This is a genomic window from Streptomyces sp. SJL17-4, assembly GCF_036826855.1.
Classification (GTDB): domain Bacteria; phylum Actinomycetota; class Actinomycetes; order Streptomycetales; family Streptomycetaceae; genus Streptomyces.
The window spans coordinates 3,179,243-3,204,273 of record NZ_CP104578.1 but is presented as its reverse complement, the minus strand read 5'-3'; the positions used below and the strand labels follow the sequence as shown (position 1 = coordinate 3,204,273).

Here is a 25,031-nt window from a genome sequence, read left to right as displayed (position 1 = left end):
ATTGACCATGATCGGAACAAAGTGTTCGAGAGCGACAGGCCCATGGGCGGGGTCCCGTCCTTCGCGAAGACACAGCGCTCGACTACGTAGCCGCAGCTGGTCTCCGCGGGTGCCGGAACGGCATCGGTCACTTATCCGGGTACAGGTCGGTACAGTCGATCCAGGTGGGGACGACGAAGGTGTTGTCGCCGACGGGGGCTTCGGAGGCTTCCCGCAGGGACCAGGTGCGGGACTTTTCGACCAGGTGCTCCCAGGGCGCACTCCAGTCGAGTTCCCAGTCCAGGCCGGGGTCGGAGACGCCGTACGTGCGGCCGGCGTCCACCTGCCAGAACTTCACCGGTCGGCGGGGCAGGCGACAGCGGCTGGAGGTCTTCTTCGCCCTGCGTCAGCGTGGCAAGGGTGTGATGCCCACCGCCTCCACCTACGGCTACCACTTCAGGAAGGCGTGCGTGTCGGCCGGCCTGGTCGATGTGGACGGCAAGGCCAAGTACACGCCCGGCAGTCTCCGGCACTTCTTCGCCTCAACTGCGCTGGCCGCCGGCATCCCGATCCACGAGGTCTCGCGCTGGCTCGGCCACAAGTCGATCAAGACCACGGTGGACATCTACGGACACCTGGTCCCCGAGTCGTGGGATCGTTGTCGGGACATCATGCAGACGGCCTTCGCGCCTGCGGCGTGAGGCCCTTGTGCTGGGATGAACCCCCCGTGCTGGGATGGTGCTGGGATGGATGACCCAGATGAAACGTTTCCGCAGGTGGGAGGGCCTTGCTCGACGTTCCGCTTCAACGTCTGATACGTCCGGCGAAAGGCCGTCTGACCTGCGACGGAGCGGGTTGGGCGGCCTTTGCGGTCCGCACGGAGTCCGCGGCGTGCTGACTTCGGTCAGCGCATGGGGGAGCGGCTACGCCGCTTCTTCGACCTGCGGCCGGGTATCGGCGGACTGGTCCGCGTACGCCTTGTCGACTGCGGCCCGGGTCCGCTCCTCGGAGTCGGGCCACAGGTGGGTGTAGATGTTCAGCGTCATGGCCGCGTTGGTGTGGCCGAGGCGCTCGGAGACGGTCTTCACGGACTCGCCGTGCTTGATCAGCAGGCTGGCGTAGTGGTGCCGGAGGGCGTGGGGTCCGGTGCCCTTCGGTATGCCGGCCTTCGCGCGGGCGGGCCGCCAGGATGCGTCCATGAAGTGCGTGTAGACCACGGGTCCGCCTTGCGGCGCTGTGAAGATCCAGCCCTCGGGCCCATCGGCGGGGAAGTCCCGCAGGTGGGCCTTCATCGCATCCACCGCCACGCGGGGGAGCGGGACTGTGCGGTGCGAGCGAGCGGTCTTGTTTTTCCGCCAGATCCTCAACTGGCGCATCACTGCTCAACCGAACAGGCGGGCTCAAGCGGCTCGCACGCGAAGCACCGTCAGCGGTGCCTCGTCCGTGTCCGCCACACTGCACCCTCCGGCCACACCAGTGGCCAAGAGGCTCGAAGTACGCGGTCGGCACCGCTGACACAGTCAGATGCCCTCGCCACGCATCGTGGCGAGGGCATCGACTCCTCTGCTGCTGGTGAGGCGGGCCCGGGCCCGTCCTGCTGTCGTTCGGCCGTCACCCGATCCGCCGTGCGTCTGCCGATGCCAGCAGGCGGCGCAAGGCAGTCGGGGTGTGGCCGAGGTGGTGGCGGAAGGTGCGGGTGAGGTGGGCCTGGTCGGCGTAGCCGAGGTCGGCGGCGAGGGTGCTGAGGCTGGTCTCGCCGCCCTCCATACGGTCCAGGGCGCGGCCGATGCGGACACGGTGGCGGTAATGGGTCACGGAGACTCCGAGTTCGCGGGGAAAGGCGCGGCTCAGACGGTAGGGGGAGGTACCAAGGAGTTCGGCGAGGGAGAAGAGGGTGGCGGCGGCCGGGTGATCGTCGTTGATCGCTTCGCGGGCCGACGTGACGAGGGCGCGGTCGCGGGCGGCGGGCCCGCCGCCCGCGGAGGGCGTCGGTCCGGGGACCGCACGGGTGACCGCGGTCGCCAGCAGGGTCAGCAGCCCCTCGGTGGTGGCATAGTCGATGTCCCCAGAGCGGGCGGCCGCGAGCAGGCGCCGGTGGGCCAGGTCGAGGGCGGGATCGACGTAGATCGCCTCCGTCTCGACCCGGGGCCCGTCACCGGCCAGGGAGCGCCAGAGCGCGGGAGTGACGCTGATCGAGGTGCAGTGGTCGCCGCCGGAGGGGTGGGCGAAGCTTTCCTCCTCGCCGGGGGCTCCGAGGTAGGCGAGGCTCGTGTCCAGGTCGAGGGCCGATCCGGCGGCACGGCGGCGGAAGCGGCCGCGCCGCACCAGCACCACGCGGTAGGAGCCGCAGACCTCGGGGGCCGACCAGCGGGTGTGATCGCTGCGGCAGGCGACCGCGCTGATGTCGAAGTCGGGCCGTCTGGCGACGGGTTCGGCGGAGAGCATGGTCCGCACCGTACGCGGCGGGTCTGACAGCCCCGCCGCCGCAAGGATGTTCAAGACCTGGTCGGGGAGACGAGGGCAGGCTCTTCTCCGAAGCCCGTGAGGCTTTCGATCATTCACGATTCTGGGGAGTCCGCTCATGCCCGTTCTCGAACAGCTCACCACCGTGGTCGTCGACTGCGCCGACCCGGTCGCGCTCGCCGCCTTCTACCAGAAGGCAACCGGTCGGGAGCTCACATACAGCGCCGAGGACTTCGCCTCCCTCGGCGGGGACAGCACAGGGCCGGGACTGGCCTTCGTCCGTGTCGAGGGATACCAGGCGCCGCAGTGGCCTGAAGGGGACAAGCACCTGCACCTCGACTTCACCGTCCCCGATCTGGACCACGCGGTTGAGGAACTGCTCGCCCTCGGAGCGTTCCGCCCCGCCTTCCAGCCGGGCGAGGGCCAGTGGGTCGTCCTCACCGACCCCCAAGGCCACCCCTTCTGTCTGATCCCGGCCACGACCGCAACCAACTGACCCTCCAAGAGAAACGGAGAGCCACCCATGGCAACCGTTCACCGAGACGTCCTGATCGATGCCGATCCCGAAGAGGTCTGGGCGGCGATCCACGATTGGGGCCAAGTCCACCGCAGACTCGTCCCGGGCTTCGTCGTCGACACGCGTGTCGAAGGCGACGTCCGGGTGGTGACCTTCGCAGACGGCACGGTGGTGCACGAACTCATCGTGTCGCTGGACGCCGACGCCCGGCGCATCGCCTACTCGGTGGTGGGCGGATCCCTGGACGTCGTCCACCACCACGCCTCCATGCAGGTGTTCGCCGAAGCCAGCGGTCGCAGCCGCTTCGTCTGGATCACCGACGTACAGCCGCACAGCCTGGCGGAGCCCATCGCCACGATGGTCGGTCAGGGGGTACAGGTGATCCGGCGGACCCTGAGCACCGCATCCGCCCCCGCTTCCTGACTCCTTCGAGGGCCTGCGCCGGGCCGGGCGTGCCACATGGTCTGCCTCTGGTGCCGGGCCCCCGGTTCATCGACAGAGCCCCCATCGCTCGGCGCTGCCCCCCCAGCGCCCCCCAATCCACCGGTGGAAAGGAGACGGCCATGGCTGCTGCCGTTGAGCTCATCACGGCCCCCTGGAATCTCGGCCTGCGGCCGCCCAGACCGAGCTCCCCGAGGACCTGAGGAGCGTGCCCGCCCTGGAAAGCCCGGAACACGCAGACTGGCAGCAGCGGTGGGCGCAGTTCGTCACCCGCAGGATCTGAGCACGGCTGGTCGCAGGCGCTCCCGGATGTCCGGCGATCGCCGGTCGTGGTCCATCCCGGTCATTCACTGAGCCCGAGCACCGAATGCTGCCGCGGCGCCGACTTGATCGAGGTCGGCGCCGCGGTGGTTTCAGCGCAGCTTGCGGAAGAACTCCCGGACGTCGCCGACGAGCAGGTCGGGAGCCTCCATGGCGGCGAAGTGGCCGCCGCGGTCGAACTCGGACCAGTGCACGACGGTGTGTTCGAGCTCGACAGTGCGCCGGATCGACACGTCCATGGGGAACACCGCGACCCCGGTCGGCACCGTGGAACGCTCACTGGCGCCCCAGGCTCCGGCATGCGCGGTCTCGTAGTAGCTGTTGGCCGAGGACCCGGCGGTGCCGGTCAGCCAGTACAGCATCACGTTGGTGAGCAACAGATCCCGGTCCACCGCGTCCTCGGGCAGTTCGGCGGTGGGATCGGTCCACTCCTTGAACTTCTCCACGATCCAGGCCAACTGCCCGACCGGGGAGTCGTGCAGGCCGTGCGCCAGGGTCTGCGGCCGGGAGATCTGGATCATCGCGTAGCCGGACTGCTCGGTCTCCAGGTACTGCAGGTTCTCCAGCCGCGCCCGCTCGGCCTCGGTCAGCTCTCCCACCTCGTCCGGGTTGACCTCGGTGAACGCGGTGAGCCCGTTCGCGTGCACGCCGACGACCTTGTCGGGGTTGAGCCGGCCGAGTCCCGGGGAGATGACCGCGCCGGTGTCGCCGCCCTGCGCGCCGTAGCGGTCGTAGCCGAGCCGGTTCATCAGCTCGGCAAACGCCCTGGTCACCCGGTTGGTGTCCCAACCGGCCTCGCGGGTCGGCCCGGAGAACCCGCTGCCGGGGATCGACGGGATCACCAGGTGGAACGCGTCCGCCGGGTCGCCGCCATGTGCCCTCGGGTCGGTCAGCGGGCCGATGACGTTCAGGAACTCCACGATCGAGCCGGGCCAGCCGTGGATCAGGATCAGCGGCAGCGCGTCCGGTTCGGGCGAGCGCACGTGCAGGAAGTGGATGTTCTGCCCGTCGATCTCGGTGGTGAACTGCGGGTAGGAGTTCAGCTCCCGCTCGTAGACGCGCCAGTCATAGCCATCGCGCCAGTACTCGGCCAGCCCCTTGAGGTAGTTCACCGGCACCCCGCGGCTCCAGCCGGCATCGGGCAGGTCCGCGGCCCACCGGGTCCTGGCGAGCCGGTCCCTCAGGTCGTCCAGGTCGGCCTGGGGAATGTCGATGGTGAAAGGCCGGATCTCGTCGTTGTTGTCCATGCCGGCAACCCTAGGAGCCGGTTAGGACAGATCCGGTCCTAGGTTGATGGCAGGCTTCACACCATGTGGGAAACCTCGACACGACTACTGCGACTGCTCTCGCTCCTTCAGACCCGACGCGACTGGTCCGGCGGCGAACTGGCCGAGCGACTGGAGATCACTCCGCGCACCGTACGCCGCGATATCGACCGGCTGCGCGACCTCGGCTACCCCGTGCTCGCCACCGCGGGCACCGCCGGCTACCGGCTGGGTGCCGGCGCGGACCTGCCACCGCTGCTGCTCGACGACGACGAAGCCGTCGCGGTCGCGATGGGCCTGCGCACGGCCGCCGGCGGTTCGATCACCGGCATCGAGGAGACCTCGGTGCGGGCCCTGGCCAAGCTCGAACAGGTACTGCCGTCCCGGCTGCGCCACCGGATCAACGCCCTGCAGTCGGTGACGGTGCCGATGGCCAACACCGGCCCCACCGTCGACCCGAGCACCCTCACCGCCATCGCCGCCGCCTGCCGCGACTCGCTGCGCCTGCGCTTCGACTACCGCACCCACGACGGAACCACCAGCATCCGCACGACCGAGCCCCACCGCCTGGTGCACACCGGCCGGCGCTGGTACCTCATCGGGTGGGACACCGACCGCGAGGACTGGCGCACCTACCGCGTGGACCGCCTCGCCCCGCGCACACCCACCGGCCCCCGGTTCACCCCGCGCACCCCGCCAGACCCCGATCTCAGCGGCTACACCTCACGGGCGATCTCCACGTCGGCCTACCGCTACCAGGCCCGGTTCACCCTGTACGTCAGCGCCGAGACCGCGGCCGAGCGGATCTCCCCCACCACCGCAGCGCTGGAAGCGATCGACGAGCACAGCTGCACCCTGCGGGCCGGATCCAACTCGCTGGACGAGCTGGCCATCTACGTGACAACCAAAGGCTTCGACTTCCACGTGCACGAACCCCCAGAACTTGTCGAGCACATCAAGACGCTGGCGGCCCGGCTCACCAGCGCGACGGATCAGCACCACGGTCGGGTCGAGACAGCAGAGAGGGGTGGCCACGAGCAGGCCGGCGCACAGTAGGCGGCGCGCTCGATGACCGGCTTCGGCCCGAATTTCGGCCAGCTGAACAGGAAACACACTCAACGGGTAGCTTTGTCACATCGGCCCCGCAATGGCGTGGCCGGGCCGGGGTGGGGTGGTCGGTGGGGTGTCGGAATACGCCGGTCGGCTCGTGGTTGGTCAAGGAGGGTGCTGCCACGTCCGGCAGGGCCGTCGATCAAGGGGGATCCGATGTCGTACCCGGAGTATCCGGAGCAGGTCTACCACCGCGAGGAGGGCGAGGTCAGTGCGGTCTTCCGGGCGGTGGACACCCCGCCCGAGTTCGGGGTCGCGGGCAAGGACGCGATTCACTACCTGGCCACCAAGGCTTCCACGCAAGGGGAGTTCGGGCTCTACCGGGTGGAGATGAGCGCCAGGGCCGGTGGGCCCAAGACGCACTTCCACAAGACGATCTCGGAGTCGTTCTTCGTCCTCGACGGCACGGTGCGGCTGTTCGACGGCGAGGACTGGGTCGACGCCAGGAAGGGCGACTTCCTGTACGTGCCGCAGGGCGGGCTGCATGCCTTCCGCAACGACTCGGACGTACCCGCCGAGATGCTGATGATCTTCGCCCCGGGCGCCCCGCGTGAGGAGTACTTCGAGGGCCTGGCGGCGATGGCGGACGCGACGGACGAGGAGCGGGCGGAGTTCTTCGTCCGCCACGACTCCTACTTCGTGGAGTAGAGAAGGAGCGCCCGCGGCACCACCGCGTCACCGCTGCCGTAACCGGTCCGCGGTGGTGGTCGGCGGCGGGCATACTTTCAGCCGGAATCGTCGTGGTGGAGGTGCGGGGTCTTGAAGCTTGCCGAGGCGTTGGTGTTGAGGGCGGATGCCGCTCGGCGGGTCGAGCAGTTGCGGGCGCGGGTGGTCGGCAGCGCCCGGTATCAGGAGGGCGAGGAGCCTGCCGAGGACGCGGCCGCCCTGCTGGCCGAGACCGGCGAGGTCCTGACGGAGCTGGAGGAGCTGATCCGGCGGATCAACCGGACCAACGCCCAGGCCGTCGTCGAGGGCGGGGGCACGCTCACCGATGCGCTGGCGCGGCGCGATGTGCTGCGGCTGCGGCATTCCGTCGTCACGTCGGCCGCCGACGCCGCCGCCGGGCGGGACCAGCAGGGACGGGTGCGGCAGCTGCGGTCCGAGCTGAAGATGCTGTCGGCGTTTCCCGTGGCCCCGCTGCGGGCGCAGGCCGATGTGCTGGCGCGGGAGATCCGTGAGGTCGACGTGCTGATCCAGCGGTCGAACTGGGAGGTCGATCTGCTGGACTGAGCGAGTCGCTCGACGTGGAGCAGGTAGTCGTCCCGAAGGCGTGCACAAGCCGTGACCGGCGGTCGATCCGGTCATCTTGGTGCGTGGGGAGCAGCGCAGGGGTTCGATTCCCCGTTTTACACAGCCGCTCAGCACAGCGCACAGGTAACGGTGCACAGCGCACAGTTCATGACCATGTGCAGATTCGGACGATGAGGGCGGGATCGGGGATCTCCACGTCACTTTCGACCCGTCCACCCCACGTATCCTCGACTGCTGGGGAAATGGGGGAGACGGATCGCGGAGGTGTACTGGTGGAGTTCCGGCTGCTCGGCTCCGTTGCGCTGGTGACGGAGGACGGGGACGTAGCCCTGGGGCCCGCCAAACGGTCCAGCCTTCTCGCCGTCCTGCTGCTGCGGCCCAACAGCGCGGTGAACGTCGGTCAGCTGATCGACGCGCTCTGGGAGGAGGAGCCGCCCACCCACGCCAAGACCGTGCTGCAGGGGCACGTCTCGCGGCTGCGGGCGCTGCTCGCCGAGCACGGGGCGGAGGCGTACGGGGTCGAACTGGCCACGCAGGGCTCGGCGTACGTGCTGCGGATGCCGGAAACACTGGTGGACGCGCACCGCTTCGAGGAGCTCGTGGCGCTCGCCGGGGTGCAGCGGCGGCCCGCCGACGCGGTACGGATGCTGCGGGAGGCCTTGTCGTACTGGCAGGGGCCCGCGCTCACCGGGACCGTGCACAGCCGGCCCCTGGAGGCGGCGGCCGGGGGGCTCGAAGAGCTGCGGCTGGCCTCGGTGGAGGCGTTGGCGGAGGCGTACGGGGAGCTCGGCGAGCATGCCAGGGCCGCCGCCGTGCTGCGTACCGAGGCCGTCGCGCACCCGCTGCGGGAGTCCCTCGCGGCCGCGCTGATGCTGGCCCTGGGCCGTTCGGGCCGGCAGTCGGACGCGATCGACTGGTACCACCGCACCCGGCGGCTGCTCGCCGAGGAACTGGGCGTCGATCCCGGCGAGACGCTCAGCGAGGCGTACGCGACGCTGCTCCGCTCCGCCGAGCCCGTGACCGTGCCCCGGCTCGTCGCTCCCGTCGCGGTCCCGGCGCCGGAGGGGCTGCCCCGCGCCCCGCGCGGGTTCACCGGGCGCGGTCCCGAACTCGCCGCCCTCGACCGGGCGGTCCGGGGCGGCGACGGACCCGTCTGCCTGGTCACCGGGCCCGCCGGCGTCGGCAAGACGGCCTTCGCCGTGCACTGGGCGTACGAGCGTCGTGCCGACTTCCCCGACGGACGGATCTTCGCCGACCTGCGCGGCTTCAGCGACACCCCGGCCCCCGAGACCGCCGCCGTCCTCCGTGAGTTCCTGCTCGCGCTCGGCGTGCAGCCGCAGCGGATCCCGGAGGCCGTCGAGGCGCGTGGTGCCCTGTTCCGCTCCCTGACCGCCGGCCGCCGGCTGCTCGTCGTCCTCGACAACGCCCGCTCCTCCGAGCAGGTCAGGCCCCTGCTGCCCGGCGGCGACCACTGCACCACCCTGGTCACCAGCCGCGACCGGCTGGGCGGCCTCATCGCCTCCGACGCGGCCCGGCCGGTACCCCTCGGCCACCTCCCCCCGGCCGATTCGGCCGCCCTGCTCACCACCGTCCTCGGCGAGACACGCGTCGCCGCCGAACCGGCCGCCGCCGCACGGCTCGCCGGACTCTGCGACGGCCTCCCGCTCGCCCTGCGCGTGACCGCCGCCCGGCTCGCCGAGCGCCCCCAGTGGACGCTCGACGCGATGGTCGGCGAACTCGCGGACGAGCAGAGCCGGTTGATGCTCCTGGACGTCGAGGACCGGGGCGTCTCCGCCGCGCTGCACCTCACCGTGCAGCAGCTGCCCGACTCCGCGGCCCGGCTGTTCCGCGTGATCGGCCTGCACACCGGCTCCGACCTGGACCGGTTCGCGGCCGGCGCGCTCGTCGGCACGTCCCCGGGGCAGGCCTCCGCGGACCTGGACCGGCTGGCCGCCGCCCATCTGCTCACCGAGTCCGTCCCGGGCCGCTGGATGCCGCACGACCTGGTACGGCTCTACGCCCGCCACCTCGCCGAGGACGCCGACCCCGAGGGCCTGCGCCGCCTCTTCGACCACTACCTGTTCACGGGGCTCGCGGCCGACGCCGCCGCCGAGCCGGGCTCCCAGCCCTGCTACTCGCTGCCCGCCGACGCCCGCCGGCCCGCCGCGACCCGTGAGTTCGAGGACCGTACGGCGGCCCTCGACTGGTACGTGGCCGAGCGCGCCGCCCTGGAGGGCGCCGTCACCGCCGCGGCCGCCCTCGGCCTGCACGACAGGGCCTGGCGGCTCGCCCTGGTGCAGTGGCCGCTGATGCTCATGAGGATCGGGGACGGCTGGACACCGCTCCTGGAGGCCGGACTCGCCTCGGCCGAGCACGTGGGCGACTTCGACGCGCAGTCGCGGACCAGGGCGCTGCTCGGCTGGATCCTGCACGAGGAGGGCCGGGACGCCGAGGCGCTCGTCCATCTGGAGAAGGCGCCCGGCCTCGCCGCCCGGGCCGGCGACATGATCAGCGAGGCGATCGCGTACGTCAACCACGCGGCCGTCCTGGATGCCACAGGGGAGCACGAGCGGGCCGGGCTGCTCATGGTGCACGCCGTCTCGCTCGCCGACCGCACGGGTCATCCGTCCACCCAGGTGCTCACGCTCCATCACCTGGCGGGGCACTGCATGAAGGCGGGGGACTACGAGGCCGCGCTCGCGCACACCCTTCGCGCCGGGGAACTCGTCGCACCCGACGCGGTGGTCGTCCAGGCACAGCTGCAGATCGTGCGGGGTGAGGCGCTGGCCGGCATCGGTCGCCACCAAGAGGCCGCCGACCAGCTGGAACGCGCGATCGTGGCGGCCGAAGCGGCCGGTTTCACCGAGGGTTCGGCGCGGGCGGCGGCGGGCCTCTCGCGCCTGTCAGCGGATCGTTAGCGGTACGCAAGCGGGACGGCAGCGGGGGGCCGGAAGCTGGATACAGCACCGAGTACACGACGTACCCGGAGCCCTCGCGCCGGGGCAGTCGCCCCGGCGCACCCGCACCGACCGAACGCTTCACGGGGGAGAACCACCATGCGTACCCACCACAAGTCCACCGTCCTCGCCGCCGCGGCCGTCGCCGCCCTCTCGCTCGGCCTCACCGCCTGCGGTGGTGGCGACAGCGCCACCGGCGCCAAGGACGCGGGCAGCGCGAGCGCCTCGCAGCAGGGCTCCGGGAACGGCGACACCGGGACCACCGACAACGGGACCGCCGCCGCGGGCACCGCCGACCAGACCGCCGCCAAGAGCGGCTCGGGCTCCACCGGCGGATCCACGGCCACCGGCGGTACCGGAGGCACCGGCACCAAGGGCTCCACGGCCACCGGCAGCACCTCCGGCGGCAAGACCTCCGCCAAGGCGCCCGCCTGCGCCTACGGCGACATCACGGTCACGGCCGCGAAGGCCGACGAGGTCCCGACCGAGCACATCGTCCTCACCGCCACCAACACCTCCGGCAGCGCCTGCACCCTGCTGGAGTACCCGCTGATCGCCTTCGGCCCGATCCAGACCGCCAAGGACATCCCCGCCGTCGCCAAGAGCAAGCCGGCCGCTCCGGTCCTCCTGAAGCCCGGCGCGCCCGCGTACGCCAACGTGCGCGTCTCGCTCGGCGGCGTCCACGAGAACAACAAGGTCGTGAAGAGCTTCAACGTGAACCTCTTCGCCGCCGGCGGCCCGGCCGAGGGCAGCATCGTCGTCAAGGCCCCCGCGGGCGGCCTGGCCGTCGACGAGGCCGCCGCGAAGACCGGCTACTGGACGGACCAGCTCCGCAACGGCGCCGACGAGTTCTGATCGGCCTCGCCCCCGACGCCCGCCCGGCCGTTCCCGAGGATCACCGCGCCAGGCCCGTCTTCGCCCCCGCCCCGCACAGGGGCACCACGGTGAGGCCGGGCCTCGGCGCGGCGGCCCTGACCGCCGCCCAGCAGGCCACCCCGGTGGATTCGACGAAGAGGCCGCGGCCGGCCAGATCCCGCTGGGCGGTGCGGATCTGCTCCTCCGTCACCGTCAGGAACGTGCCGCCCGTCGCCCGTACCGCACGCAGGATCTGGCGGGCGCGGGGCGGCGCCGGGATCGCGATGCCCTCGGCGAGGGTGGGGCGCGCGGGGGCCGCCCCGACCAGGTCGTCCGCCCCTGCGTGGAAGGCCGCGGCCAGCGGGGAGACGGCCTCCGCCTGGACGGCGACGAGGGCGGGGCGGTTGTCCGTGAGCCCGTGGCGGTGCAGCTCGTCCAGTGCGAGGGCGGCGCCGAGAAGCAGGGTGCCGTTGCCGACGGGGACGACGATCGCGTCCGGGAGGCGGCCGCCGAGCTCCTCCCACAGCTCGTAGACATAGGTCTTGGTGCCGTGCAGGAAGTACGGGTTGTAGACGTGCGAGGCGTAGAAGGTGCCGGGCTCGTCGGCGGCCGCCCGCGCGGCGCGGGCCGTGGCCTCGCGGTCGCCGGGGACCTCGACGACCTGGGCCCCGTGCGCCCGGATCTGCTCCAGCTTCTTGGGGGAGGTGCCCTCGGGGACGTACACGAGGCAGTCGAGCCCGGCCCGCGCACCGTAGGCGGCGATCGCCGTGCCGGCGTTCCCGCTGCTGTCGGCGACGACCCGGCGGAGAGTGCCGTTCCGTGCGAGGCGGAGGGCGTGGGCGGCGAGCATCACCGCGCCGCGGTCCTTGAAGGACAGGGTCGGCATGAGGAAGTCGAGCTTGGCGGAAATCGATCCCTCCTCCCCTTCTTCGAGGGGGACGAGTGGCGTGCGTCCCTCCCCGAGCGTCACCTCCGGCGCGCACGGCATCGGCGGCAGCGCCTCCTCGTAACGCCACAACGAATTTCGTCGTGACGCGAGTGACGTGAGTGACGGGAGTGGAACCGGGCCGCCGGTGAACTCCAGGTCCCAGGGGCCGCGGCACTTCGGACAACACCAGGTGAGGGTGTCCGTGGGCGAGTGAACCCGGCAGTCGGGGCACACGTACGAGGTCATGGTGATCAGCATGTCAGCTGTGTGGCGCGGGTGTTGCGGGGTGTCGAGAACCCTTGTGGGATTCCTATGGATCAGTCAATCTTTCGCTCGGCAGCCAGATGTGCGAGACGGTGTGGAGCCACATCATTTTGTCATGTCCCTGCTAATCCCCCACAGCAACGCACCACCAATGAGGAGGACCCCTCACATGTCAGTGATGCGTGAATCACGGCGTCGAATCGCCACCGCCGCGGCCGTCGCCGTCACCGCTCTCACCCTCGGCACCCTCTCCGCCCTCCCGGCGGCCGCCTCTCCGGCCTCCCCGGAGGGCGTCATCGAGAACGCCGGAGCCGAGGGCACGATCGCGGGCAGCTACATCGTCACCCTCGACGAGTCGGCGCAGGCGGAGACCGCCAAGGGCCGGGCCGTGGCCGCCAAGTTCGGCGCGAAGATCGAGCGGACGTACACCTCGGCGATCAACGGCTACGCCGTCGCACTCTCCGAGGCACAGGCGAAGAAGCTCGCGGCCGACCCCGCCGTGACCTCCGTCGTCCAGAACCGCGTCTTCACGATCGACGGTACGCAGCCGTCCCCGCCGTCCTGGGGTCTGGACCGGATCGACCAGAAGGCCCTTCCGCTGAACCAGAGTTACACCTACCCGGACACCGCGGGCCAGGGCGTCACCGCGTACATCATCGACACCGGTGTACGCATCTCCCACAGCGACTTCGGCGGCCGGGCCTTCAACGGCTACGACGCCATCGACAACGACAACGTCGCCCAGGACGGCCACGGCCACGGCACCCATGTCGCCGGCACCGTCGCGGGCACGTCGTACGGCGTCGCCAAGAAGGCCAAGATCGTCGGCGTCCGTGTCCTCAACAACCAGGGCTCCGGCACGACCGCGCAGGTCGTCGCCGGCATCGACTGGGTCACGCAGAACGCCGTGAAGCCGGCCGTCGCCAACATGAGCCTCGGCGGTGGCATCGACTCCGCCCTCGACACGGCCGTACGCAACTCGATCGCCTCCGGCGTCACCTACGCCGTCGCCGCCGGCAACGACAACTCCAACGCCTCCAACTACTCGCCGGCGCGGGTCTCCGAGGCCATCACGGTCGGCTCCACGACCAACACCGACGCCCGCTCCAGCTTCTCCAACTACGGCACGGTCCTGGACATCTTCGCCCCGGGCTCCTCCATCACCTCGTCCTGGAACTCCAGCGACACCGCCACCAACACCATCTCCGGTACGTCCATGGCGACCCCGCACGTCGCGGGCGCCGCGGCCGTCTACCTCGCCGGCAACCCGACGGCGACCCCGGCACAGGTCTCCACGGCCCTGACGACCGCCGCCACCCCGAACGTCGTCACCAACCCGGGCTCCGGCTCCCCGAACCGGCTGCTGTACGTCGGCGGCGGCACCACCACCCCGCCCGGCCCGAAGTTCGAGAACACCGCCGACTTCGCCATCGCCGACAACGCGACCGTCGAGTCCCCGGTCACCGTCAGCGGTGTCACCGGCAACGCCCCCTCCGCCCTCCAGGTGCCGGTGAACATCGTCCACACCTACATCGGTGACCTCCAGGTCCAGCTGATCGCCCCCGACGGCTCGGCGTACACGCTGAAGGGCTTCGGCACCGGCGGCAGCTCGGACAACATCAACACCACGTACACCGTGAACGCCTCCTCGGAGGTCGCCAACGGCACGTGGAAGCTCCGGGTCACGGACAACGCGTCCATCGACACCGGCAAGATCGACTCCTGGGGTCTGCAGTTCTGACCCGACCTGACGCTGGTCACGACGGTCGTGAACAGTACGGATCGTGAACAGTACGGATCGTGAACAGTACGGATCGTGAACTACGGATCGTGAACTACGGATCGTTAACAGTACGGATCGTGAGCGGTGAGGGGCGGTCGCCTGAGGGCGGCCGCCCCTTCCGGTCGTTCACCCGTCGCTGTCGGGATCGTCGGAGTTGTCCCCCGCATGTCGCCCCCGCCGCCGGGGCGCGTACGATGCGCGACCGATCGTTTGTTCGCACCGTTCGCATCGTTCGCCCCGAACAGGAGCACCGCACCCGTGGAGCCGACCCCGCCGACCCCGCCTCCTCCGCCGCCGTCCCCTCAGGGCGGCCCGCAGCAGGGGGGTTGGCCCGCGCCGGGGCCGTACACCTCGCCGGGGATGCCGTACACGGCCGGGCCCTACGCCGGGATGCCCGGCGGGCCCGGTGCGCCCGGCGTGCCCGGGGCCGGTCCGTACGGGCAGCCGCCCCGGCGGACCACCAACGGGCTCGCCATCGGCTCCCTCGTCACCGGCGTCGTCTGCTGCCTGCCGCCCCTCGGCCTGATCCTCGGTCTCGTCGCGCTTCCGCAGATCAGGAAGCGGGACCAGGCGGGCAAGGGGCTCGCCGTCGCGGGCATTCTCCTCTCCGTCCTGAGCTGTCTGCTGCTCCTGATCGGCATCGCGACCGGCGGCATCAGCTCGTTCTGGGGCGGCTTCAAGGAGGGCATGGACGAGGCGGCCCGCACGAAGTCGCCGTTCTCGCTGCGGACCGGCCAGTGCTTCACTCCCGAAGGCAAGCTGGAGGCGTACGCGACGGACGTCACGGTCGTCGACTGCGACCGCCCGCACATCGGTGAGGTCACCGGTGGCTTCAAGGTGACCGGCTTCGACAAGTGGCCCGGCGAGGACGCGATCGACAGGATCGCGGAGAAGCGCTGCGAGACGATCAACAGCGGTTACGCGATGGACACCTGGGCCGTCCCCGCGGACGTCTGGGTGTACTACTACCTTCCCAGCAGACAGAGTTGGCGTCTCGGCGACCGTACGGTGACCTGCGCGTTCGCCAGCGAGAAGAAGCCGTTCAAGGGTTCCGTGCGGTCCGACGCCACCCAGCTCACCGACGACCAGACGGCCTTCCTGAAGGCCGTCAACCCGATCGAGACGGTGAGCTACCGGGAGCCGGATGCGGACCCGGACGAGGACTTCACCGCCAACAAGGTGTGGGCCATGGAACTCCTGGCGGCGATCAACACGGCGCACGCGGGACTGGGGCAGCGCACCTGGCCCGCCGAATCCGCCCCCTCCGTCGCGGCGCTCCGCAAGGAGCTCGCGGCGGCGTCGAAGCAGTGGCTCAAGCTGGCGACGGCGGCCGACGCGGACGCCTACTGGGAGGCGTACGACCCGGCGTGGGACGCCCTGCCCGAGGACCTGGGCGCGGACGCGCGGACCGCACTCGACCTGACGGACACTCCGCCGGTGGGCGGCGGGGCGGGCGAAGGCACCTCGGCCTGATTCCGCGCGTCTGGAGGGCGCGTACGGGACTCCGTACGGGACTCCGTACGGGACTCCGTACGGGAAACGGGGCCGGGTCTCCTTCGGGAGACCCGGCCCCGTCGTGTGCGGACCGGGCGGTGGTCCGGGGGAGCGGCGGCCCGTGACCGACCGCCGCTGCCCGTCCACCGCGAGCGGCGGGGCCGGTCCGCGGTACAGGGCCCCGGCGCCGGCCACCGTCGAACGGCGGCCGGGGCGGGGGTGTCAGCGCCCGGTCAGGCCCCGGTCGATGGCGGTGATCAGCTCGCCGTCGGGGGTGTCCCCGTCGAGGGACCAGACCATGGCGCCGCCGAGCCCGTGCTGCCGGACGTAGGACGCCTTGGTGCGCAGCACGGTCGGGTCGTCGTACGTCCACAGGTTGGTGCCGTCGAAGAGCCAGGCGTGGCCGTTGCGGTAGCCGCGGTGCAGCTTGTACGTCCCCGAATCGGCCAGCGTCTTCAGGTGCTTGTAGTCCTCGGAGCCCGCCACCCAGGTCGCGGGGGCGGGGCCGGTCGCCGGCTGTCCGAGGCCGTCGCCGCCGCCGGTGACGCCGGTCCAGCCCTGGCCGTAGAACGGCATGCCGACCACGAGCTTGTGGGCGGGGGCGCCGCGTCGCAGCCAGGCCTTGACGGTCTGGTCGACGCTGAAGTCGTTCTTGGCGAAGAGCGCGGACTGCTGGGCGGTGGTCTTCTCGCCGGAGACGTGGAAGTCGTAGCCCTGGAGGTTCACGAAGTCGAAGTCCCGCATGATCTTGGCGACTTCGAAGCCGGCGTCGATCTTCGCGGGGGCGGTGGGCACGTACGCGCTGAGCTCGTAGTGCTTGCGCTGCGGCTTCGGCAGCGAACGTCCGTAGGCGTCGAGCTGGGTGCGGAACTCCCGCACCAGCTTGGTGAAGTTGGGCTTGTCCTCGGGGCGGATCACGTTCCCGGGGGCGCCGTCCGAGCCGGGCCACTCCCAGTCCAGGTCGACGCCGTCGAAGATCCCGGCGGCGGCTCCGGCGCCGCCGCGGGCGCCGTCGACGGGCAGGTTGCCCTTGATGTACGTGTCGATGCAGGAGGCGACGAGGGTCTTGCGGCCGGCGTCGGTGCGCACCGCGTCGGAGAAGTGCGCGGAGCCGGTCCAGCCGCCCAGCGAGATCATGACCTTGAGGCCGGGGTTCTTCGCCTTCAGCTCGCGCAACTCGTTGAAGTTCCCGGCCAGTCGCTGGTCGGCGGTGTCACCGACGCCGTCCACCGAGGTGGCGGCGTCGACCGGGCGCACGTAGTCGGCCCACGGGTCGGAGCCCGGTGCGTTGCCCATGAGGCACTTGCCGTCCGAACCGATCACGCCGAAGGCGTAGTTGATGTGGCTGAGCTTGGCGGCGGTGCCGCTCGTCTCCAGGTCCTTGACCTGGAAGTTCCGTCCGTAGATGCCCCATTGGGTGAAGTAGCCGATGCGCTTCAGTTCGGGCTTGTGCCCGGACGGCTGGTGGGCGTCGGCGGTGGGGGCCAGGGTGGCGAGGAGACCGAGAGTGGCCGCGGCGGCCGCACCGAAGGTCAGCTTGGTCATGGCTCTGGGACGCATGGGCTCGTTCCTGTGCGAGGCGGGATGGCGCGTGCGGTGGAGCGTGCGGAGGGCGCGCACGGTGGAGCGTGCGCGGTGTGGAGCGTGCTGGCAGGAACGTATTGGTCTGTACCAATGCTGGTCAAGAGGGTCGACGTCGCCTATCCGGGGTGACCGTGGGTAGCAAGAGGTGTGATCTCGGTGTCATCACTTCGAGTGAAACTTTGGCCCATGCTTGCGAATCGCGACCGACGGTTGTCAGTCTGTAGCTGTAAGTCAACCTGAGGGGAGTGTCCAGTGACGTTCGGTGAGCAGCCCGCCTATCTGCGCGTGGCGAGCGATCTGCGGGAGAAGATCGCGAACGGCTCGCTGCCGCCGCATACCCGCCTCCCCTCGCAGGCGCGCATCCGCGAGGAGTACGGGGTGTCGGACACCGTCGCGCTGGAGGCCCGCAAGGTGCTCATGGCCGAGGGGCTGGTGGAGGGCCGCTCCGGCTCGGGTACCTACGTCCGTGAGCGTCCGGTGCCGCGCAGGATCGCCCGCTCCGGCTACCGCCCCGCGTCGGGCGCCAGCCCCTTCCGGCAGGAGCAGGCGGCGGAAGGCGCCCGTGGCACCTGGGAGTCGAGCAGCGAGCAGGAGCCGGCGGGCGGTGAGGTGGCCGAGCGGCTCGGCATCGAGCCGGGGGAGCGCGTGATGCGCACGCGGTACGTGTACCGGGACGGCGGCGAGCCCATGATGGTCGCCACCTCCTGGGAGCCGCTCGCCGTCACGGGCCGGACGCCGGTCATGCTGCCCGAGGAGGGCCCTCTGGGCGGCTGCGGTGTCGTCGAGCGGATGGCGGCCATCGACGTGGTCGTGGACAACGTGGTGGAGGAGGTCGGTGCCCGACCGGGCCTCGCCGAGGAACTCCTGGCGCTCGGCGGGGTGCCGGGCCATGTCGTGATGGTCGTGGAGCGCACGTACTACGCGTCGGGCCGGGCCGTCGAGACGGCCGACGTCGTGGTCCCGGCCGACCGCTACCGCCTCTCGTACCACCTGCCGGTGCGGTGACCGTTCAGCGGACCCCGCCGTCCGGGCGGGTTTACCGCGAGTTGACGCGACCTCAAGTCGCGTAACCCCGGCGCAACCGCGCGCCGCCGCCGTCCGTCACGACCGGCTCCTACCTTCCTCGTCCGTACCCGCGAGCCGGTCGGACGACAGGAACCCTCATGACGGACACGGTCACCACCCCCACCCCGGAGCCGGGTGGGGACACCTCCCAGGCCCCTGAGGCACGGGGGGAGGCAGCGCCGCCACCCGCCCGCCCCCGCCGCAGCTACGCCAAACTGGCCGCCGACGAGAGCCGCGAGGACTACTCGCTGCGCTACGCCCCGCACTCGTTCCGGCGCTGGTCGCCCGGGACCGTGGCGGGGACCGCCCTCGGCGGCATCGCCTATCTCGCCGACTTCGCGATCGGCGCCTCGATCGTCTTCACCTACGGCTTCGGCAGCGGTCTCGCCTCGATCCTCACCGCGGCCACGCTCATCTTCCTCACCGGCATCCCCATCGCCCGGGCCTGTGCGACGTACGGCCTGGACATGGACCTCATCACCCGCGGCGCCGGCTTCGGCTACTTCGGCTCGACGCTCACCTCGCTCATCTACGCCTCCTTCACCTTCATCTTCTTCGCCCTCGAAGGCTCGATCATGGCCCAGGCCATGCATCAGGCCGTCGGCCTGCCGGTCGAGATCGGCTACCTGATCACCACCCTCATCGTCATCCCGATCGTCTTCCGCGGCATGGGCGCCCTGGCCAAGGTGCAGGCCTGGACCCAGCCGGTCTGGATCATCGGCATGGTGCTGCCCTTCGTCGTCCTGGCCTTCGAAGCCCCCGAGGCCTGGGGCGCCTTCTCCTCCTTCGGTGGTACGGAGGGGGCCGGTGCCGGCTTCTCGTGGATCGGCTTCGGCCTCGGCACGGGCGTCGCGCTCTCCCTGATCGCCCAGATCGGCGAACAGGCCGACTATCTGCGCTTCATGCCGGCCAGGACGGAGGCCACCAAGCGCCGCTGGAACCTCGCCGTACTCGCCGCCGGCCCCGGCTGGGTCGTCATCGGCGCGGCCAAGCAGCTCGGCGGCGCCTTCCTCGCGTTCGTCGCCCTGGAGGCCGTCGGCAAGACCCATGCCCTGGAGCCGATCGCCCCTCAGATCGAGGCGCTCAAGCCCTGGCTCGGGACGTTCGCCCTGCCCGCCGCCGCGCTCTTCGTGATCGTCTCCCAGATCAAGATCAACGTCACCAACGCCTACAGCGGCTCACTGTCCTGGTCGAACTTCTTCTCCCGCGTCACCCACCGGCACCCGGGCCGCGTCTGGTACATCTTCCTCAACCTCGCCATCGCGCTGACGCTGATGGAGATGAACATGTTCGCGGCCCTGAACAAGCTGCTCGGGTTCTACTCCAACGTCGGCATCGCCTGGATCACGGCCGTCGCCGCCGACCTCGTCATCAACAAGCGGGCCGGCTGGAGCCCTCCGTACATCGAGTTCAAGCGCGCCTATCTGTACGCCGTGAACCCGGCCGGCTTCGGTGCCATGGTCATCGCCTCCGTCGTCTCGATCCTCGCCTTCTTCGGTGCCTTCGGTACCTACGCCCAGGCCTTCTCCACCTTCATCGCCGCCGGCCTCGCCCTGGTCCTCTGCCCGCTGATCGCCTGGGCCACCAAGGGCCGCTACTACCTGGCCCGCCCCAACACGGTGAACGGTCCGGCCGCCGGAGTCGTCGACGAGCGGGCCACCCATATCTGCGCGGAGTGCGAGACCGCCTATGAACTGCCCGACATCGCCGACTGCCCGGTGCGGTCCGGCCCGGTCTGCTCCCTCTGCTGCTCGCTCGACGCCACATGCGGCGACGTCTGCCGCAAGGACCCCGAGGGCGCCGGCGGTCCCGTCCTGATGCCCGTACCGACCGTGCCCGGGGCGGCCCCTGGGGCGTGACTTCGGCCTCCCTCCGTCGGTTCCCGGCCGATCCGTATCTCTTTGTGCAATTGCGTATCCGCTGTGTGAAGGTCAGGCGTAAGCTCCGGCATATGCGCATTGCGGTTTCATGGAGATCCTCAACGGCGCCCGAACCGGCGGAGGGAGAAGCCTGATGGCCGAGAGCGGCCCTGTCCTCACCTGGCTCGTCATTCGGCAGGACGACAACGGCAACCGCTACCGGGTGGGGCGGTACGCGACCGAGGACGAAGCGCAGAAGGTCGCGGACAGCCTCGACGATCGCGGCCACAAGCAGCTCTACTGGGTCGAGCGCATCGGCACCCCCGCGCTCTGAGCCCGACGGGCGCCGGCGGGGCCGGGCTAGGCTCGCGCCCATGACCGAACGCCCCACCGACCCCGCCGCGCCCCACCGACCCGTCGTGGTCGTCGTCGCGGGCGCCCTGTACGACCAGGGGCGGCTGCTCGCCGCACGCCGCAGCGCCCCCGTCGAGCTCGCCGGCCGCTGGGAACTGCCCGGCGGCAAGCTCGAACCGGGCGAGAGCCCCGAGGAGGCCCTGGTCCGCGAGCTGCGCGAAGAGCTCGGCGTCGAGGTCGAACCCGGTGAGCGGATCCCCGGCGAGTGGCCGCTGAAGCCCGGATACGTCCTCCGGGTCTGGACCGCCCGACTGCTCTCGGGCGAACCGCGCCCCCTGGAGGACCACGACGCCCTGCGCTGGCTCGCCCGGTCCGAGCTGGACTCCGTCGACTGGCTCGACCAGGACCGCCCCGCCGTCGCCGAGGCAGCCCGGAGGCTCCCGGCGGCGCCCGACACCGGAGCGCACGGCTGACTTTCTACGCCGTTCGTGCCACCGTGCGCCCGCTGCTGCGCCCAGCGCGATATCTCGCCCCATATTTCGGGTATGTCCTGATTGACCCGTTGAAAGAGGACGTGGGCCTTCCTGCTGACGCACGGCTGGGGAAGTGATCGGGTGTGATCGACACCGACGGCGACCGCGCCGAGTGGCACTTCCCGGCGGAGGCCAATGCCGTGCGCACGGCTCGCCATGCCGTGCGCGAGACGCTGCGTGCCTGGGACCTCGACTCGGCCCTCGGTGATGTGACCGTCCTGCTGGTCAGCGAGCTGGTGACCAACTCCCTGCGGTACGCCTCCGGACCGATCGGAGTCCGGCTCGTCCGCCCCCGACCCGACGGCACCGACCTCGCGCCCCCGACCGCGCTGCTCGTGGAGGTTTCCGATCCGCTTCCGGATCCCCCCACCGAGCGTGCCCCCGGACCCGAGGACGAAGGGGGACGCGGACTCGGTCTGGTGGCCTGTTCCGCACGCCGCTGGGGCACTCGTAAAGGAAGGACCGGCAAAACCGTATGGTTCGAGCTGGCTCTCCCTGGTGAGTAAACAGGGTGGGACAACGATCACCGGTACTCGGCGCGAAGCGAACGAGACCACCCTGTGATCGTGAACGTCGTGCCGTCGGGGCCTGCCGTATTGAATACTGCGGGCATGGCCGGTCCGGTGCGGTGAGCTGGAGGGGACGGTCGCGTGAGCGAGATACCTGAGAAGGCGAGTGGCGGCGTCGTGTGGCAGAGCAGCCCGCCCGGCTCCATCTATGACTACATACGGGTGGCGTCCTTCTCCATCGGGCCCGACGGACTCGTCGAGCAGTGGAGCCGACGGGCCGTGGACCTCTTCGGGGTCAGCGCGGAGGAGGCCAGGGGCAAGGACCCCGTCGAGGCCTTCATGCCCGCCGACCTGCGCGAGCGCGGCCACCGGCGGGTCCGGGAGATCCTCGACGGCAAGGAGTGGACAGGCCTCGTCCCCTTCCGGATCCCCGGCGAGGACCGACCCCACGGCATCGCCGAGATGTACGTCATGCCGAGCGAGACCCAGTCCGGGGAGCGGGCCGCGCTGTGCATCGTCGTCGACGTCCGCGCCCTGCGCCGCATCGAGACGGACCTCGCCGCCTCCCAGGCGATATTCGGCCAATCCCCCTTCGGCTTTCTCCTCTTCGGCACCGACCTCACCGTGAAGCGGGCCAACCGGCGCTTCGCCACCGTCTTCGGCGGCTCCGCCGACGACCACCGCGGCCGCACCGTCCACGACTACCTCAACCTGACCGAGGCCGACCGGATGACCGCGGCCCTCCGCAGCGTCCTGGAGACCGGGGAGTCCGTCACCGACTTCGAGATCGTCGGCGCCGCACCCGGCTCCCGGGACCGCCGCCACTGGTCCATCAACCTCTACCGCGTCCACAGCGGATCCGGCCGCCCGATCGGCGTCGCCGGCCTCGGCATCGACGTCACCCGCCGCCACAACGCCGCCAGGGAAGCCGCCAACGCCCGCCGCAACCTCGCCCTCCTCAACGAGGCCGGCGCCCGCATCGGCAACTCCCTCGACCTGGAGGCCACCGCCCGCGAACTGCTCGACGTCGCCGTCCCCGGCTTCTGCGACCTCGCCTCCGTCGACCTCTACCAGGGCCTGCTCACCGGCGACGAGGCACCGCCCGGCCGATGGGGCAGCTCCCACGACGTCGGCTACGGAGCCGGCAGCGCCGAACTCCGCAGGGTCGCCTTCGCCAGCGCCGTCTCCGACACCCCCCTGAGAACCGACGAGAGCCACGGACCGGGCAGCGGCTGTTGCGGCCCCGAACCGATCGAGGTCGGCGCCGTCCACCGCTACCCCTTCAACTCGCCGTGCGCCGGGGCCCTGCGCACCGGCCGCCTCCGCACCGTTCCCGGCGCCGACGGCGAACTCGTCCAGACCACCCTGGTCGTCCCGATGGTCGCCCACGACACCGTCGTCGGACTCGTCCAGTTCTCCCGCACCAAGGGCAGCGAGCCCTTCGGGGAGCGCGACCGCGCCCTCGCCGTCGAACTCGCCGCCCGCGCCGCCGTCTGCATCGACAACGCCCGCCTCTACCGCCGCGAGCACGAGCGGGCCCTGATCCTCCAGCGCAGCCTGCTCCCGCCCGGCGACCCCGAGGCGGCCGGGCTCGACATCGCCTGCCGCTACCTCCCCGGCACCGCCGCCACCGAGGTCGGCGGCGACTGGTTCGACGTCATCGAACTCCCCGGCCACCGCACCGCCCTCGTCATCGGGGACGTCATGGGCCGGGGCCTGCGCGCCGCCGTCGCCATGGGCGAACTGCGCACCGCCGTCCGCACCCTCGCCCAGCTCGACCTGGAGCCGGCCGAGGTCCTCTCCCACCTCGACGAGATCGCCCGCGGCCTCGGCGCCCCCATCGGCGCCCAGCAGTCCCGCGGGCACAAGTCCCGCGGCCCCGAACTCTCCGAGGTCTACCTCGCGACCTGCGTCTACGCCGTCTACGACCCGGTCACCCGCCGCTGCACCTTCGCCAACGCCGGACACCTCCCGCCGGTGCTCGTCGAACCCGGTGAAGAGGCCCTGCTGCTCGACGTACCCCCCGGGATGCCGCTCGGGGTCGGCGGCGAACCCTTCGAGGAGGTCGAGGTCGAACTCCCGGAAGGCGCCCTCCTCGCCCTCTACACCGACGGGCTCGTCGAATCCCGCGACCATCCCCTCGACGAGGGCCTGAGCGCCTTCCGGCGGGCCCTCACCGACCCCGCCCGCCCCTTGGAGGACGTCTGCGACCGGGTCCTGACCAGCCTGGACACCGGACACGGCGAGGACGACATCGCCCTCCTCATGGCCAGGATCCAGGGACTGCCCAGCGAGGCGGTCGGCGACTGGCGGCTGCCCAGGGAACCCCGCTCGGTCGGCCGGGCCCGTGAACTCGCCCGTACCCAGCTCAAGGCCTGGGGCCTCGAACCGCTCGTCGACACCGTCGAACTCCTCGTCAGCGAACTCGTCACCAACGCGCTGCGGTACGGCGAGGGGGAGATCCGGCTGCGGCTGCTCCGCGACCGCACCCTCGTCTGCGAGGTCTGGGACGCTGGCCTGGTCCAGCCCCGCCGCCGCCGCGCCAAGGACACCGACGAGGGCGGCCGGGGCCTCCAGCTGGTCGGGCTGCTCAGCTCCTCCTGGGGCTCGCGCCGCACCCCGCGCGGCAAGACCGTCTGGTTCGAACTGGCCCTGCCGGACGGCGAGGGGGCGGCGGAACCCACGGTGGAACAGCTCCTCAGCATGTTCTGACGCACGCCGGAGCCGCGCCCCGATCCCGGCCAGACGGGCGATCAGCCCTTGAGCGCCGCCAGCCGGGCCTCGATCTCGGCGCTGTCGCCCAGCCCGTCCAACTGCTCGAACTGGGCGTCCAGGGAGGACGCGGCGAGCTCCTGCTTGCCCATCGCCCGCGCCTCCTCCCGGCGCACCTTGTCCTCGAACCGGCTCAGCTCGCTGGTCGGGTCGAGCACGTCGATGGTCTTCACGGCGTCCATCATCGTGTTCTGCGCCTGGGCCGACCTGGCGCGGGCCACCAGCTCGTCGCGCTTGGCCTGCAACTCGCCGAGCTTGGCCTTCATCTGGTCGAGGCCCGTCCTGAGCTTCGACACCACCTCGGTCTGCGCGGCGATCGTCGGCTCCGCCGTCCGCGCCTCCTTCTCCGACTGGAGCTGACGGCCGAGCGCCACCTTCGCCAGATTGTCGAAGCGGTCCGCCTCCGACGTCCGCCCACCGCCGCGCAGCTCGTCGCCCTTCCGGCTGGCGGCCAGCGCCTTGCCGCCCCACTCCTTCGCCGCCTCCACGTCCTCCTGGTGGTCCTGCTCCATCAGCCGGAGGTTGCCGATGGTCGCGGCCACCGCCTCCTCCGCCTCCGTGATGTTGTTCGAGTAGTCGCGGATCAGCTGGTCCAGCATCTTCTGCGGATCCTCCGCCTGGTCCAGCAGCGCGTTGATGTTGGCCTTCGCCAGCTGGGTGACCCGGCCGAGGACGGTCTGCTTGCTCATGACTCTTCTCCTTGAGAGGGACAGAAAGGGGGAGGACG

23 protein-coding genes are annotated in these 25,031 nt (G+C 71.0%); 16 read left to right on the top strand and 7 right to left on the bottom strand.

Translation table 11 applies throughout. The features are described from left to right. Positions 1-127: 127 nt before the first annotated feature. Positions 128-337: a hypothetical protein gene (locus tag N5875_RS13890; RefSeq protein ID WP_338499391.1), complete on the bottom strand. Its 210-nt coding sequence runs from the start codon at positions 335-337 to the stop codon at positions 128-130. 25 nt (positions 338-362) lie between these two features. Between N5875_RS13890 and N5875_RS13885 the strand changes: the two genes are divergently transcribed. Next, the gene (locus N5875_RS13885; RefSeq protein ID WP_338499164.1) at positions 363-680 is read left to right on the top strand and encodes a tyrosine-type recombinase/integrase; all 318 of its coding nucleotides are present in this window, start codon (positions 363-365) and stop codon (positions 678-680) included. A 222-nt stretch (positions 681-902) separates the two neighbouring features. Here N5875_RS13885 and N5875_RS13880 read toward each other — a convergent pair whose 3' ends face one another. Next, the gene (locus N5875_RS13880) at positions 903-1,286 is read right to left on the bottom strand and encodes a tyrosine-type recombinase/integrase (protein ID WP_338493989.1); all 384 of its coding nucleotides are present in this window, start codon (positions 1,284-1,286) and stop codon (positions 903-905) included. A 304-nt stretch (positions 1,287-1,590) separates the two neighbouring features. Continuing rightward, a complete protein-coding gene (locus N5875_RS13875; protein ID WP_318209009.1) occupies positions 1,591-2,424 on the bottom strand; it encodes an AraC family transcriptional regulator in 834 nt (277 codons plus the stop codon). Positions 2,425-2,560: 136 nt separating this feature from the next. Here N5875_RS13875 and N5875_RS13870 point away from each other — a divergent pair, with 136 nt between their 5' ends. Continuing rightward, positions 2,561-2,938 carry a VOC family protein gene (locus N5875_RS13870; protein ID WP_338493986.1) on the top strand — a complete coding sequence of 126 codons (378 nt, stop codon included), beginning with the start codon at positions 2,561-2,563 and terminating at the stop codon, positions 2,936-2,938. A gap of 27 nt (positions 2,939-2,965) precedes the next feature. Next, on the top strand, positions 2,966-3,382 hold the full coding sequence (locus N5875_RS13865; protein ID WP_338493983.1) for an SRPBCC family protein: 417 nt from the start codon (positions 2,966-2,968) through the stop codon (positions 3,380-3,382). A 431-nt stretch (positions 3,383-3,813) separates the two neighbouring features. On the opposite strand, the gene N5875_RS13860 is transcribed toward N5875_RS13865, so the two are convergent. Further along, a complete protein-coding gene (locus N5875_RS13860) occupies positions 3,814-4,968 on the bottom strand; it encodes an epoxide hydrolase family protein (RefSeq protein WP_338493981.1) in 1,155 nt (384 codons plus the stop codon). Between the two features lie 63 nt (positions 4,969-5,031). On the opposite strand from N5875_RS13860, the gene N5875_RS13855 reads away from it, so the two are divergent. The 5 genes from N5875_RS13855 to N5875_RS13835 all read left to right on the top strand — a co-directional run bounded on the left by N5875_RS13855 (position 5,032) and on the right by N5875_RS13835 (position 11,159). Beyond that, complete coding sequence (locus N5875_RS13855) at positions 5,032-6,042, top strand: WYL domain-containing protein (RefSeq protein WP_338493978.1); 1,011 nt, start codon at positions 5,032-5,034, stop codon at positions 6,040-6,042. A gap of 210 nt (positions 6,043-6,252) precedes the next feature. Further along, entirely contained in the window at positions 6,253-6,744 is a 492-nt protein-coding gene (locus tag N5875_RS13850; RefSeq protein WP_338493976.1) for a cupin domain-containing protein, read from the top strand. A 111-nt stretch (positions 6,745-6,855) separates the two neighbouring features. Further along, positions 6,856-7,326: a DIP1984 family protein gene (locus tag N5875_RS13845; protein WP_318209015.1), complete on the top strand. Its 471-nt coding sequence runs from the start codon at positions 6,856-6,858 to the stop codon at positions 7,324-7,326. A 293-nt stretch (positions 7,327-7,619) separates the two neighbouring features. Then, positions 7,620-10,265, top strand: a complete 2,646-nt coding sequence (locus N5875_RS13840; protein ID WP_318209016.1) for a BTAD domain-containing putative transcriptional regulator — start codon at positions 7,620-7,622, stop codon at positions 10,263-10,265. 138 nt (positions 10,266-10,403) lie between these two features. Continuing rightward, positions 10,404-11,159 carry a DUF4232 domain-containing protein gene (locus tag N5875_RS13835; protein WP_338493974.1) on the top strand — a complete coding sequence of 252 codons (756 nt, stop codon included), beginning with the start codon at positions 10,404-10,406 and terminating at the stop codon, positions 11,157-11,159. 40 nt (positions 11,160-11,199) lie between these two features. On the opposite strand, the gene N5875_RS13830 is transcribed toward N5875_RS13835, so the two are convergent. After that, positions 11,200-12,345, bottom strand: a complete 1,146-nt coding sequence (locus tag N5875_RS13830; RefSeq protein ID WP_338493972.1) for a threonine synthase — start codon at positions 12,343-12,345, stop codon at positions 11,200-11,202. A 175-nt stretch (positions 12,346-12,520) separates the two neighbouring features. Here N5875_RS13830 and N5875_RS13825 point away from each other — a divergent pair, with 175 nt between their 5' ends. Both N5875_RS13825 and N5875_RS13820 read left to right on the top strand, forming a co-directional pair. Continuing rightward, the gene (locus N5875_RS13825; RefSeq protein WP_318209019.1) at positions 12,521-14,092 is read left to right on the top strand and encodes a S8 family peptidase; all 1,572 of its coding nucleotides are present in this window, start codon (positions 12,521-12,523) and stop codon (positions 14,090-14,092) included. 402 nt (positions 14,093-14,494) lie between these two features. Next, entirely contained in the window at positions 14,495-15,607 is a 1,113-nt protein-coding gene (locus N5875_RS13820; RefSeq protein WP_318209020.1) for a DUF4190 domain-containing protein, read from the top strand. A gap of 243 nt (positions 15,608-15,850) precedes the next feature. On the opposite strand, the gene N5875_RS13815 is transcribed toward N5875_RS13820, so the two are convergent. Beyond that, on the bottom strand, positions 15,851-17,188 hold the full coding sequence (locus tag N5875_RS13815) for a glycoside hydrolase family 18 protein (protein WP_338493969.1): 1,338 nt from the start codon (positions 17,186-17,188) through the stop codon (positions 15,851-15,853). Positions 17,189-17,464: 276 nt separating this feature from the next. Here N5875_RS13815 and N5875_RS13810 point away from each other — a divergent pair, with 276 nt between their 5' ends. From N5875_RS13810 to N5875_RS13785, 6 genes are all read left to right on the top strand, one after another. Next, positions 17,465-18,217, top strand: coding sequence for a GntR family transcriptional regulator (locus tag N5875_RS13810; protein WP_209496631.1), 753 nt, complete (start codon positions 17,465-17,467; stop codon positions 18,215-18,217). Positions 18,218-18,375: 158 nt separating this feature from the next. Continuing rightward, positions 18,376-20,136, top strand: a complete 1,761-nt coding sequence (locus tag N5875_RS13805) for a hypothetical protein (protein ID WP_338493966.1) — start codon at positions 18,376-18,378, stop codon at positions 20,134-20,136. A gap of 154 nt (positions 20,137-20,290) precedes the next feature. After that, a complete protein-coding gene (locus N5875_RS13800; protein WP_318209023.1) occupies positions 20,291-20,470 on the top strand; it encodes an SPOR domain-containing protein in 180 nt (59 codons plus the stop codon). Between the two features lie 40 nt (positions 20,471-20,510). After that, a complete protein-coding gene (locus N5875_RS13795; RefSeq protein ID WP_318209024.1) occupies positions 20,511-20,963 on the top strand; it encodes a (deoxy)nucleoside triphosphate pyrophosphohydrolase in 453 nt (150 codons plus the stop codon). Positions 20,964-21,106: 143 nt separating this feature from the next. Further along, positions 21,107-21,529: an ATP-binding protein gene (locus N5875_RS13790; protein ID WP_318209025.1), complete on the top strand. Its 423-nt coding sequence runs from the start codon at positions 21,107-21,109 to the stop codon at positions 21,527-21,529. A gap of 144 nt (positions 21,530-21,673) precedes the next feature. Continuing rightward, positions 21,674-24,244, top strand: a complete 2,571-nt coding sequence (locus tag N5875_RS13785; protein WP_318209026.1) for a SpoIIE family protein phosphatase — start codon at positions 21,674-21,676, stop codon at positions 24,242-24,244. Between the two features lie 41 nt (positions 24,245-24,285). Here N5875_RS13785 and N5875_RS13780 read toward each other — a convergent pair whose 3' ends face one another. Then, positions 24,286-24,993 (bottom strand): PspA/IM30 family protein, encoded by a 708-nt coding sequence (locus tag N5875_RS13780; RefSeq protein ID WP_318209027.1) that lies wholly within the window; start codon positions 24,991-24,993, stop codon positions 24,286-24,288. Positions 24,994-25,031: the final 38 nt, after the last annotated feature.

Excerpts from the sequence above, each read along its gene's own strand:
- N5875_RS13875 (WP_318209009.1), bottom strand. The coding sequence starts at position 2,424 with ATGCTCTCCGCCGAACCCGTCGCCAGACGGCCCGACTTCGACATCAGC.
- N5875_RS13870 (WP_338493986.1), top strand. The coding sequence starts at position 2,561 with ATGCCCGTTCTCGAACAGCTCACCACCGTGGTCGTCGACTGCGCCGAC.
- N5875_RS13865 (WP_338493983.1), top strand. The coding sequence starts at position 2,966 with ATGGCAACCGTTCACCGAGACGTCCTGATCGATGCCGATCCCGAAGAG.
- N5875_RS13860 (WP_338493981.1), bottom strand. The coding sequence starts at position 4,968 with ATGGACAACAACGACGAGATCCGGCCTTTCACCATCGACATTCCCCAG.
- N5875_RS13855 (WP_338493978.1), top strand. The coding sequence starts at position 5,032 with ATGTGGGAAACCTCGACACGACTACTGCGACTGCTCTCGCTCCTTCAG.
- N5875_RS13850 (WP_338493976.1), top strand. The coding sequence starts at position 6,253 with ATGTCGTACCCGGAGTATCCGGAGCAGGTCTACCACCGCGAGGAGGGC.
- N5875_RS13835 (WP_338493974.1), top strand. The coding sequence starts at position 10,404 with ATGCGTACCCACCACAAGTCCACCGTCCTCGCCGCCGCGGCCGTCGCC.
- N5875_RS13830 (WP_338493972.1), bottom strand. The coding sequence starts at position 12,345 with ATGCTGATCACCATGACCTCGTACGTGTGCCCCGACTGCCGGGTTCAC.
- N5875_RS13825 (WP_318209019.1), top strand. The coding sequence starts at position 12,521 with ATGTCAGTGATGCGTGAATCACGGCGTCGAATCGCCACCGCCGCGGCC.
- N5875_RS13820 (WP_318209020.1), top strand. The coding sequence starts at position 14,495 with ATGCCGTACACGGCCGGGCCCTACGCCGGGATGCCCGGCGGGCCCGGT.
- N5875_RS13815 (WP_338493969.1), bottom strand. The coding sequence starts at position 17,188 with ATGCGTCCCAGAGCCATGACCAAGCTGACCTTCGGTGCGGCCGCCGCG.
- N5875_RS13805 (WP_338493966.1), top strand. The coding sequence starts at position 18,376 with ATGACGGACACGGTCACCACCCCCACCCCGGAGCCGGGTGGGGACACC.
- N5875_RS13800 (WP_318209023.1), top strand. The coding sequence starts at position 20,291 with ATGGCCGAGAGCGGCCCTGTCCTCACCTGGCTCGTCATTCGGCAGGAC.
- N5875_RS13795 (WP_318209024.1), top strand. The coding sequence starts at position 20,511 with ATGACCGAACGCCCCACCGACCCCGCCGCGCCCCACCGACCCGTCGTG.
- N5875_RS13780 (WP_318209027.1), bottom strand. The coding sequence starts at position 24,993 with ATGAGCAAGCAGACCGTCCTCGGCCGGGTCACCCAGCTGGCGAAGGCC.